Here is a 10,679-nt window from a genome sequence, read left to right as displayed (position 1 = left end):
ACCCCTCGACTTGCATGTGTTAGGCCTGTCGCTAGCGTTCATCCTGAGCCAGGATCAAACTCTTCTTTGTATATTGTTTTTCTTATACTTTTGCTTGATCCTGCTCGATCTATTGAATTCTTTTAAAAGAATTGATCGGGTAGCTAATTGAACTACGTATTGAACGAATCAATACATAATTCCCTTGTACTACTTTTTATTGTTTATTGTTATCATTTAGTCAAAGATCGCTTCTTTTTTTATCAACTTCAGGCGCTGCGTTCAGCGGTGAAGCGGGTGCAAAGATAAGTATTAATTATACGGAACTCCAAACATTTCAAGAAGTTTTTTTCAAATAAAAACAAAATAATTACAAGTCTCCTAGTTTTAAGCAACTTACAAAAGCTCTTTTTTTCCTATTTTTAGGAAATATTTGCAGCACATAGTTAAACCGCATTCTTCACATTTTGGTTTACGAGCCAAACAAATATATCTTCCATGCAAAATAAGCCAATGATGTGCTTTTGGCAACAGCCGTTTTGGGATATATTTCATTAATTCTTTTTCGGTCTCCAGTGGTGTTTTAGAGTTATCGGTAAGTCCAATTCTATTAGATACTCTAAACACATGTGTATCGACTGGCATTGCCGGCTTCCCAAAAGCTACTATAAGCATTACATTCGCAGTTTTACGACCAACCCCAGGTAATGACTCCAACTCTTCAAGATTCTGTGGCACCTCGCCCCCAAAATCGGCCATCAATTTACGAGCCATACCAATTAAGTTTTTAGCCTTATTATTGGGATAAGAAATACTTTTGATATACTCATAAACAACTTCTGGCGAAGATACAGCCATTACTTCTGGTGTAGGGTATGCCTCAAACAATGCCGGTGTTACCATATTTACTCGTTTGTCGGTGCATTGAGCCGACAAAATCACAGCTATCAGTAAATGAAATGGTGAATTATAATGCAGCTCTGTTTCGGCCACTGCCATATTTTGCTCAAACCAATTAAGGACTTTTGTATAGCGCTCTTTCTTTGTCATTACAAATATTAAAAACACAAAATCCCTTATAGACAAACTACAAGGGATTTTATGGGTTATTATAATAATTCCAGTATTACCAGAATTTAACTCTGTTATCTTTAACGTCCATTTTACCTTGAAGTGCTTGCAATGCTCCAGACATTAGCTGATAATAGCTATTTTGACGTAGAAATTGTTTAATCTGAGTAGAATTATACTCTGTTGGACTTTCAGTTTTTTCCACAACATTGATTGCATAAACACCTGCACGCCCTTTAACCGGACCTTCTAATTTACCTGTTTGCCCTATTTTTGAATATATATTCAAAACAGGTTCGTAACCCGGTCCTGCAATATCTCCGGTTTGGAAAGTAACAAACTTAACAGTATCGACCTTGCCTGCAACAGCATCTGCATAGGCGTCTAAAGACGTTAGATTTTTAGCCTTCAAATCTGCAATTATTTTTTCAGCTTTCTTATCTCTGATAAGTTCTGCTTCCAATCCTTTTCTCAATTCAGACAGAGGTAAATAATCGTCATTTATCTCTCCTGCAATTATAGCAATTATTCGCTTGTCAGACATATCGAATTTCTTCACTGTTCCTACTTTTTCATTGAAAGCCCAGTGAATAACCTGACGTGTACCTGCTGTTTGATTCAAAGCTATCTCTGATGGAGAAATTAGAGCATCTGGTACAATACTGTATCCTTTTGCTTGAGCTGCTTTGTTGAAATTCTCCAAGTTTCCATTTTCACTAATAAATTGATTCAATTCATTATCAATAGCACTTTGTGTTTTATCACTAACAACTACCGGTAATTGAACCACAGCCAATTTCACTTTCGGAACGGGATTAGATTTACCTGCAACGCGTACCAATTGAGTCTCTCCATTTATAGCGATCTTCAACACCTCACCTTTTGCTGCTTCAAAGCATTCTTTAGGAACACCAGCTCTGGCTAAGCTCATCTCGTCTATCATAGGCAATTCTCCGCCATTTGAACCCGGCATAATCTCATTTGCCACAACGGCAAATTCTTTTCCGCCTTTTATTACATTCAGAAGGCTATCTGCAATTGCATTAGCTGCATTAAACTCCAGTCCTTGAGGTAATGGTATTATTTGCAATTTTATAGAATCCGGAGCAATTGTTTTATCAACTAATTTATACATTATAAATGATTGATTATCACGAACCGGTCCATAAATCTGACCAATAGATGCTGATTCTACAAAAGCTTTTGCCTCTGCAGGAAGAGCTGAAACTGCTATATATGTATCGATATATTGATTACCCGAAAAGCCTGCAACAACTAATGCCGGATTATCTGTAGTAGCCAATTTTTCTGCACCTTCATCCATTTCAGCTTTTACAGCAGCATAATCATCTTCACTCGGGATCATATCTTTTATAAAGTATGATATCTTACGAAGTTCGCTATCTATTTTAAAGCTATTCTTACGTAAATCGTAAAGAGCTTTTAATTCTGCATCAGATACGGTTACCGAAGAATCTGAAAGAGATGTATATTTTTCAACGACATAAGCGATACTCGCTACATTTTTAGAATCTGTATATGCAGCTTTCGCTTCTGAATCATTTACGAGAACTGTTCCTGCAACAAGCGATGCGTATTTTTCTTCAAGGCGTTGATATTTCAACATGCCTTCTATAGTCGCCCATAATTTTTTGCGGGTTAACAGGTCTTGTTGCTGCTGCGGTGATAAAGCCGACGGATCTTGATTTATATCTGTTAAAAACTCAACTAAATAAGCTTTTTCAAATCTTCCGGTTTGAGGGTCAACAAATATAGGTAATCTGGCAAGCATCGGAGAAACATTTTCTCCATAAACCATGTCTGACAATTCTTCGGGAGTTACAGCTAAGCCCAAAGCTTCCGATTGCTCATCAAGCATCATCTCTTTAACCATTTGCTGATAAACCACTTCTCTTATCTGAGACATAGTAGCTTCGTCTAAATTACTTTTATTAGACATTACTTTTTCGAAGAATTCTCTTTCTTCAACTCTATCGGTATATTTACCAGTAGATACAACATCTCCGTTTACTGCAAATGCATTATCCTTAAATTTATTAAAAAAAGCATTTCCTGAAGTGAAGAAATCTGACAAAATAAATGCCAGCAATGCCACTCCTAAAACACCGATAAGCAAGCCAGCCCTGCCTCTAATTACCTGTAATGCAGCCATCTAAATTTTTATTATTGTTATTTTATTACTATTCTATTTTACGAATAATTTACATTCAGCACGCGAAGATAATAAATTGAGATTAAATTCCACTCAAAATTAGCAGACTATTCTATTTTTTCTTCGTCCGCCTCATTATCTTCATTTACATATATCTCCGAATTTCGGACTTTTGCGAATTTATATTCTGTCATTTGCTGATTCGCCTCAAAACCGCCACTTCCTCTCAAAATACCTTTTTCGGGTCTGTTGATTTCTACAAATTGGTTTGAATATATTTTTTGGTCGCGTTGGTCCCAAAATAATTCTTCACTGGCAAAGGTTTCCCCAACACTATTTCGAATAAATACATTACCTCGTAACTGCCATAACTTACGTTTTTCGAAATTCCAAACGGAATCGGCTTTCACTGTTAATATTATATTGAATAAAGAGTCAAATTGCTCTCCATAAAAGCCATCTGGAAATAACCAATAAGGATCTTTAGCTTCGCTAAATACCAACCAAGTCTTCGCTAACATTTTATAGCGAATAAGACCGGAGTCCGATATAAGCATCGTTACGCTGTCGGTATTCAACATAGGTATAGAGTCTGGATTATAAACCAAATCGACAGGCTCATCCGTTTCCTTCTTTTCTCCGAACATAGAATAGGCTATAAGTGCTATTATCCCTAATATCACTACTATGCTAATCACCTTCTTCGATTTGAACTTTGACATTACCCTATAAACTATAATTCGTAGAAAAGAACGAGCCCCAATAATTTATTGAGGCTACCATCTATCTATTATTTATTTAATATACTTTCTTTTTGAAGAACCACAGCTCATTCATATTTACATTGACTGATATTCCAAAATATTGCTCGTCAATCATACTGCTTACTTCCGGTTTTATTTTCTTATACTCCAAATTTATATTCAAATAAGAAGTTCTGCTACCAAACGACTCTCTATCTCGTAGTGGTATCCCAAATCCGATAGTAGCACCATACTCGTTAAAACCATTTATTTCACCTGCCGAGTTCATAACATTCAGATACGAATTACTATAATTAGCCCCTGCTCTAAATTTAACTCTTTGAATAAAACTTCTTGATAGCGGATCCGGCGTAAATTCTCCTCCGACACTATATTTCCATCTATCATTGAAACGATCTGACGCTTTAAGTCCATCGCCCATCAGCGATGAATATTTAACTTTAGTCCAACTCTGGTACAGAACATCAGCTCCTACTACTAATTTATTTTTATGAACGAGAGTAAAACCGAGCCCCACAGTGGAAGGCATACCCGCATTTACACCATTTACGGCTAAAGTATCGATAGATATTGTAGATCCAGCCGCTGTAAACTCACGATGCAAGTTCTGAAAATTGGCTGTAGTATTCATAGAAGGAGAAAATACAGCTCCAAGAATCAACTTATTATTTTTGTTTAATTGTGTTTCATATTGTGCTCCAATATCGAACTTAAACGTTTTCATGGTCAACTCACTAATTTCAGTGGATAGGTTACCATAAGTACTCAAATAAGAAAGGCTACGTGTATGACTTAGTGTACCAAATAAGAACGACGCATTTGCTCCAACCGATAATCCTTTCACAAAAGGTGTTTTATATCCTACTCCGGCATATATTTGGCTAAAACCACCTGATCCATTAAAAGTACGAATATAGTTCACCGAACCTTCTGTACCCGAAGCTCCAAAGTCGTACCCAACACTACTGAATGGTAATATACCAGCACTGACGCCGATCCCCTTGCCTACCGGCATTAATATTGTAATATAATCGAGTCCACCATTATAGTCGGAACGCGACCCCGAATCATCACTCAATTTTGCTTTATTTGCAAAAACACCCACATCAAAAAGGAATGTAAGCGAGTCAACTCCCGAATACGAAGCCGGATTCGATGGGTTGGCACTTAAACTATTGCGAAGTCCATAACCAATTCCACCCATACCTTTGGATGGTCCTACGACCTGATCCCTTAAGACTCCATAACCATATCTACTATAAGGAGAATTTGTCTGTGCTCCTACAGAGCAAAAGAAACAAGCCATAATGGCTATGAGCAAAAGTTTTTTATTCTTTAACATTATAATTCAATATTCTGTTTAATCCTTTCAATACTAAGTCTATATCAACAAATACAGGCTCTTTCAATTGCGATTCTATATATTTTGTATGCCCCCCGGTAAGAACAACTTCTATATCCGGATATTTTGTAGAAAAGCGTTCTATGTAAGAGCGAATCTCGTAAATTACACCATTTATCACTCCTGCTCTGATCGCCGTTTCGGTATCATATCCCATATCTGTGAGTTCTCCATAGCGGTCTATCAAAGGAAGCTTCCCTGTATATTTATCTAAAGCTTTAAATCTCATACTTATACCGGGCGATATATTTCCTCCATAATAATTAGACAGGCTATCAATAAATTCGTAAGTAATAGCAGTCCCTATATCTACAACCAATATATTCTTTCCCGGAAAAATTCCATTTGCTCCTACAACTGCAGCTAAACGATCTTTTCCTAATGTTTTAGGTGTTTTATACCTATTGTTTATCGGCAAAAGCGTATTCTCATCTATAAACATAAAATTAGGCAAATTATTATTCAAATATGCCAAAATTTCGGGTGAAGTGTGTATCACACTACAGAATATACATCTTTCGACAGTATAATGGGCTAATAATGAAGAACAAACATTTACGTCAAAAATATCGTAAAGAAATGTCTCGATAAGTACACCAGCTTCGAAGAAAGCGACTTTGGTTACAGTATTACCCTGATCTATTACTAAGTTCACCTAAAAACAGTATGAAATTTGTGCAAAGTAAATTAAAAAAACTTAGTTAACAGACTTTTTAGATAAAATGTCATATTTTTTTTATCTTAAAAATATTAATTATACTTATTCTTAATATCTTCGCATAGCAATCAAACTACGCGATGGATATAACAGCAAAGTTAAGTTCGAACAAATATTTCAAAATAATAGAGCCATTTAAGGATATTATATGGTTTCTCTTCTTATTTATTTTATTCGACCTGATCTGGAAGCTATGTGTCCACCAAGGTGTAGACGAAAGAGTATTACTTGTTTTGGGTAACGATCTTACATCTTATACTGACGGGATATGCCTCTGGACTGCTAAAGCTGTGTATTGGACTGTGCATACTTTATTCGGATACTCTGATTTCAAAATAGAAGGCAGCACCATTTTCTTCGACGGTTCATTACGCGTTGACATCATTTGGGGTTGTACAGGGCTGAAACAATTATTTATGTTTCTGTTTATCATGGTGTTTTATTTTGGCCCGATAAAAAAGAAACTATGGTTTATACCGCTATCACTTTTTATCCTTCTTATAATAAATATACTTCGCTTAGCGATTATATGTATAATCATAAAAGATCCTTACCCTCTGTGGTTCATTCCTGTTAACGAGTGGTACAATGGTCGCACCTGGGAAAATACAAGAGCAAGCTATTGGGAATTTTACGTGGATTGGTTCAATGTTTTTCACCGTGATGTATTCACTTGGCTATATTACGATGGTGTAATGTTTGTATTATGGCTGATATGGGAAGAAAAGATCAACAAACCATTCCAAAGACTAAAGGCTAAAAGTGCAATAAACACTCAAGAAGTAGCTGAATAAATATCAGCGTTTAAATCTGCGCTGACGACTCCTGTATTTCAGATTATAGATAGGTTGAAATACATCTGCTACCAACAAAGAAAAATGGAATTTACCGGAACAAAAATAACTGGCCGACTTATTGAGTACAACCAATTGTAATATCAGCCGCAGTAAAAAGATAAAAAGAACTATCCCTAATAACACCCACTTTTGAAATACAGCGGAATAAGCGATTAATCCAACCAAAGCAAGATAAAAAACATAGCGCGAAAAATATTCTAAAGCAAATATTTTCACCGCCTTACCTTTAAAATGAGGTTTCGCCAACGAATAAGATTTCTTTATTTGTTTCCACAGAGACGAATTATCCATGTTAGTTTCTATAAAGCTGTCTTGTGACACTACTACCACAGTATTTTCTCTTGTCAAAATCTGATTAAGGAAGACCACTTCTCCGCTTTCCAGTCCAAGAAACGATGCAAAACCTTTATTATCGAAAAACAAGCTTTTACGAAAAGCAACATTTCTGTATACACCTATAAATGGCTTATTTCTGATAGCCATAGATAAATATTGCATACTGAATAAATGATTATCGAAGCGAGCTATGCGATTAAAGAAACTCTTCGATTTTCTATAATATGAATAACCTAAAGCAACTTCTTTATCATCTTTTAGATCCTTCACCATCAACGATATCCACTGATCAGAAACAGGTTGCGAATAAGGTTCGGTAAACAATAACACATCTCCTTTTGCAGCTTTTATACCCAATGTGAGTGCTAATTTTCGACGTCCGAAAGATCTATCGCTAGAGTTAGGCACATAAGTATGATACAAGTTCGGATATTTAAGTCGGAGCGATTGCAGTAGATCGTAACTCTCATCGGTAGATCCGTTATTTACTACTATAACTTCAAAATCGGGGTAATCCTGCTCTAAAATCAAGGGCAAACTTTTCTCCAAGCGGTAAGCTTCATTCTCTGATTCTATTATAACAGAAACCTTAGGCTTATTTTCTAATAATCGTCCTTCTCTTTTAGCTTCTTCCTGCTTACGTGCATATATTAAAGGCTTTCTATAATATATTACGTAATAAAAGATTTGTAATAAGAAAAACAGGAAGAAAAACGATAACCCGATAATTTCTATCTTGTCGAATATAAAGTAGGATAAGATTTGCTCCATTTTAGTTTACTTGTTCAAAAAAAACGTGTTTCGCAAAAAAGCGCAAGAGCCATATCTTTTCATACGACCCTTGCACATTATTAAAATATGTCTTTAATTATATCTTGTCCGAAAAATATGCCTTAGGAATCTCCCTGCAATTATATTGCGAAGCCATTATCTCTCCATAAGCACCCGCTGAACGAAGTGCAATAAGATCTCCCCTTTTTGTTTCGTTCAATTCGTAATCTTTAGCAAAGGTATCCGACGATTCGCAAATAGGCCCTACTACATCATATTTCTGCACAGGCAGATCCGATGATATATTTTCTATTTTATGATATGCCTGATATAATGCCGGACGAATAAGATCGGTCATACCGGCATCTAAGATAGCAAATTTTTTATTCTCGCCTTCTTTCACATAAGTAACTTTTGTCATTAATGCACCACATTGAGCAACAATACAACGACCTAGTTCGAAATGAGCAGTTTGTCCATCACGCAATTGCAAGTTCTTATGAAATAACTCGAAATAAGCTACGAAATCAGAAATCGGATGAGCTGTTGGATCTTCATAATCGATACCCAAACCACCACCAAGGTTAATATGTGGCAATTGAATACCTCTTTCTTCGAAGAACTTTTGCAATTCATTTACACGTGCGCAAAGCGGTGCAAATGTAGTTACATCTTCTATTTGAGAGCCAATATGAAAATGGATTCCTATCAGACTTATATTCTTTAATGTTCCAATTTTCTCAATAACCTTATCCAAATGATTCATATTGAATCCAAACTTATTCTCACTCAGTCCGGTAGTGATATATTCATGCGTATGTGCATCTACATTCGGATTGATACGCAGTGCAACTTGCGCTAATTTACCTTTTTTAGCAGCCAGTTCATTTATAACTTCCAATTCGGGTAACGACTCAACATTGAAACAAAAGATATTATAATCTAATGCTACATTAATTTCCTTATCAGTTTTACCAACACCTGCAAAAACTATTTTAGAAGCAGGAAAACCTGCTGCCATAGCTGCTTTTACTTCGTTTCCACTAACACAGTCCGCACCAAAACCTTCGGTTGCTATTACTTCCAAGATGCGACGGTTTGCATTTGCTTTTACTGCATAATGCTGAATAAAACCATATTTTTTAGTCTCTTCTTTTACAATCTTAAGCGTTTTTTTCAAAAGCTCCATATCGTAATAATAGAAAGGCGTCTCTATACCTTTAAGTTTGTCAATAGGAAATGTTCCTTTTGTCATTATTGTTATAATTAAGAATTAAAATTTAATTAAATAGCTTGTCATTCAATATTTGTAATGTTTTCTCTTTATCCTTTCGTTGTATGAGGAAAGAGAAATTGTATTTACTTCCGCCATACGAAACCATACGAACAGAAATATCCTTAACAGCATCGAGTATTTTTGCTGCAAGCTGAGCATCTTCGAAATTCAGATCACCGACAACCGATATAATCACCATATTGCTATCAGTAGACACTGTTCCATACTTCTTAAGGTCGTCCAAAATATGTTGAAGATTTCTATCATTATCAATAGTCAGCGACACACCTATCTCAGATGTTGTCAACATGTCGATAGAGGTCTGATAGTTCTCGAAAACTTCAAATACACGACGAAGGAAACCATGAGCAAGAAGCATTCTCCCCGATTTTATTTTTATTGCTGTTATATTTTCTTTTGCAGCTATTGCCTTTATTGTATGAGGCTCTATTGCATTCGATATAACAGTTCCCGGAGCTTCCGGTTTCTGCATGTTCTTTAAACGTACAGGTATATTAGAAAGTTTAGCCGGAGATATACATGTAGGATGAAGTATCTTAGCCCCAAAGTATGCTAATTCGGCAGCCTCATCGAAGTTTAGCTGACGAACGGGAGTAGTATCCTTTACATAACGGGGATCGTTATTTTGCATAACATCTACATCAGCCCATATCTGTATTTCTTCTGCGCTGACAGCCGCACCAATCAATGATGCTGTATAATCGCTACCTCCTCGGTGAAGATCATCGATCTCACCGTATGCATTACGGCAAATATATCCTTGCGTAATGTAAATATCCGCACCTTCAGATGCATTGAGCAAAGCTCTTAGTTTGTCTTTTATATAAACAGGGTCGGGAGTAGAGTTTTTGTCTGTACGCATAAAATCGAGTGCAGGCAGCAAAACTACATTTAATCCTTTTTGTTTTAGATATATATAAAATAGCTCCGAACTGATAAGTTCGCCCTGAGCCATCACAACCCGTTCTTCGAACAGTGTGAAAAGATCTTTTGTGAAAGATCGGATATGATTGAATTTGTCTTCAATAAATTGATCGGCCTGACTTTTCGCATCTTGATTTACGAAAAGTTCAGAAACTAAATTCTGAAAATGAGATTGAAGCCTATTAATGATTTCAATAGCACCTTCTTGATTCTTTTTATATAAATAATCCGATATTTCGGCCAAAGCTTCTGCTGTACCACGCATCGAAGATAGAACAATTATATTACCTCGCTCTTGCGTTGCTATTGTGGCAACATGCCCTATTTTTTCTGCTGTAGCTATAGATGCACTACCAAACTTTAGAACCTTCATCTTTAATTCATTTA

Annotated in this window: 9 protein-coding genes and 1 rRNA gene; 1 reads left to right on the top strand and 9 read right to left on the bottom strand. The window is 36.0% G+C overall.

The genetic code is table 11. From position 1 onward, the window contains the following. From G7Y57_RS03865 to G7Y57_RS03840, 6 genes are all read right to left on the bottom strand, one after another. Positions 1 to 70: ribosomal RNA gene (locus G7Y57_RS03865) — 16S ribosomal RNA — on the bottom strand; the annotation flags it as partial. Positions 71 to 375: 305 nt separating this feature from the next. Continuing rightward, positions 376 to 1,029 carry an endonuclease III gene (nth, locus tag G7Y57_RS03860; RefSeq protein ID WP_165020848.1) on the bottom strand — a complete coding sequence of 218 codons (654 nt, stop codon included), beginning with the start codon at positions 1,027 to 1,029 and terminating at the stop codon, positions 376 to 378. 76 nt (positions 1,030 to 1,105) lie between these two features. Further along, positions 1,106 to 3,223 carry a peptidylprolyl isomerase gene (locus G7Y57_RS03855; protein WP_165020847.1) on the bottom strand — a complete coding sequence of 706 codons (2,118 nt, stop codon included), beginning with the start codon at positions 3,221 to 3,223 and terminating at the stop codon, positions 1,106 to 1,108. Between the two features lie 107 nt (positions 3,224 to 3,330). Beyond that, positions 3,331 to 3,945 carry an LPS export ABC transporter periplasmic protein LptC gene (gene lptC / locus G7Y57_RS03850; protein WP_165020846.1) on the bottom strand — a complete coding sequence of 205 codons (615 nt, stop codon included), beginning with the start codon at positions 3,943 to 3,945 and terminating at the stop codon, positions 3,331 to 3,333. 76 nt (positions 3,946 to 4,021) lie between these two features. Further along, positions 4,022 to 5,329 carry a hypothetical protein gene (locus G7Y57_RS03845; RefSeq protein WP_165020845.1) on the bottom strand — a complete coding sequence of 436 codons (1,308 nt, stop codon included), beginning with the start codon at positions 5,327 to 5,329 and terminating at the stop codon, positions 4,022 to 4,024. Then, positions 5,316 to 6,044, bottom strand: coding sequence for a type III pantothenate kinase (locus G7Y57_RS03840; protein ID WP_165020844.1), 729 nt, complete (start codon positions 6,042 to 6,044; stop codon positions 5,316 to 5,318). Before G7Y57_RS03840 ends, G7Y57_RS03845 begins: the two co-directional genes overlap by 14 nt. A 143-nt stretch (positions 6,045 to 6,187) precedes the next feature. Here G7Y57_RS03840 and G7Y57_RS03835 point away from each other — a divergent pair, with 143 nt between their 5' ends. Next, complete coding sequence (locus G7Y57_RS03835; RefSeq protein WP_165020843.1) at positions 6,188 to 6,901, top strand: archaeosortase/exosortase family protein; 714 nt, start codon at positions 6,188 to 6,190, stop codon at positions 6,899 to 6,901. Positions 6,902 to 6,904: 3 nt separating this feature from the next. Here G7Y57_RS03835 and G7Y57_RS03830 read toward each other — a convergent pair whose 3' ends face one another. The 3 genes from G7Y57_RS03830 to G7Y57_RS03820 all read right to left on the bottom strand — a co-directional run bounded on the left by G7Y57_RS03830 (position 6,905) and on the right by G7Y57_RS03820 (position 10,665). Next, a complete protein-coding gene (locus tag G7Y57_RS03830) occupies positions 6,905 to 8,071 on the bottom strand; it encodes a glycosyltransferase (RefSeq protein WP_165020842.1) in 1,167 nt (388 codons plus the stop codon). A gap of 97 nt (positions 8,072 to 8,168) precedes the next feature. Next, positions 8,169 to 9,326 carry a diaminopimelate decarboxylase gene (gene lysA / locus G7Y57_RS03825; protein WP_165020841.1) on the bottom strand — a complete coding sequence of 386 codons (1,158 nt, stop codon included), beginning with the start codon at positions 9,324 to 9,326 and terminating at the stop codon, positions 8,169 to 8,171. Positions 9,327 to 9,351: 25 nt separating this feature from the next. Next, a complete protein-coding gene (locus G7Y57_RS03820) occupies positions 9,352 to 10,665 on the bottom strand; it encodes an aspartate kinase (protein WP_165020840.1) in 1,314 nt (437 codons plus the stop codon). Positions 10,666 to 10,679 lie beyond the last annotated feature (14 nt).

The sequence above is a fragment of the Dysgonomonas sp. ZJ279 genome, assembly GCF_011039205.1.
GTDB lineage: Bacteria > Bacteroidota > Bacteroidia > Bacteroidales > Dysgonomonadaceae > Dysgonomonas.
This window is presented reverse-complemented; position numbering and strand designations above follow the sequence as displayed.

What these genes read in the sequence shown, in the direction of transcription:
- nth (WP_165020848.1), bottom strand. Translation starts at nt 1,029, where the DNA reads ATGACAAAGAAAGAGCGCTATACAAAAGTCCTTAATTGGTTTGAGCAA.
- G7Y57_RS03855 (WP_165020847.1), bottom strand. Translation starts at nt 3,223, where the DNA reads ATGGCTGCATTACAGGTAATTAGAGGCAGGGCTGGCTTGCTTATCGGT.
- lptC (WP_165020846.1), bottom strand. Translation starts at nt 3,945, where the DNA reads ATGTCAAAGTTCAAATCGAAGAAGGTGATTAGCATAGTAGTGATATTA.
- G7Y57_RS03845 (WP_165020845.1), bottom strand. Translation starts at nt 5,329, where the DNA reads ATGTTAAAGAATAAAAAACTTTTGCTCATAGCCATTATGGCTTGTTTC.
- G7Y57_RS03835 (WP_165020843.1), top strand. Translation starts at nt 6,188, where the DNA reads ATGGATATAACAGCAAAGTTAAGTTCGAACAAATATTTCAAAATAATA.
- G7Y57_RS03830 (WP_165020842.1), bottom strand. Translation starts at nt 8,071, where the DNA reads ATGGAGCAAATCTTATCCTACTTTATATTCGACAAGATAGAAATTATC.
- lysA (WP_165020841.1), bottom strand. Translation starts at nt 9,326, where the DNA reads ATGACAAAAGGAACATTTCCTATTGACAAACTTAAAGGTATAGAGACG.
- G7Y57_RS03820 (WP_165020840.1), bottom strand. Translation starts at nt 10,665, where the DNA reads ATGAAGGTTCTAAAGTTTGGTAGTGCATCTATAGCTACAGCAGAAAAA.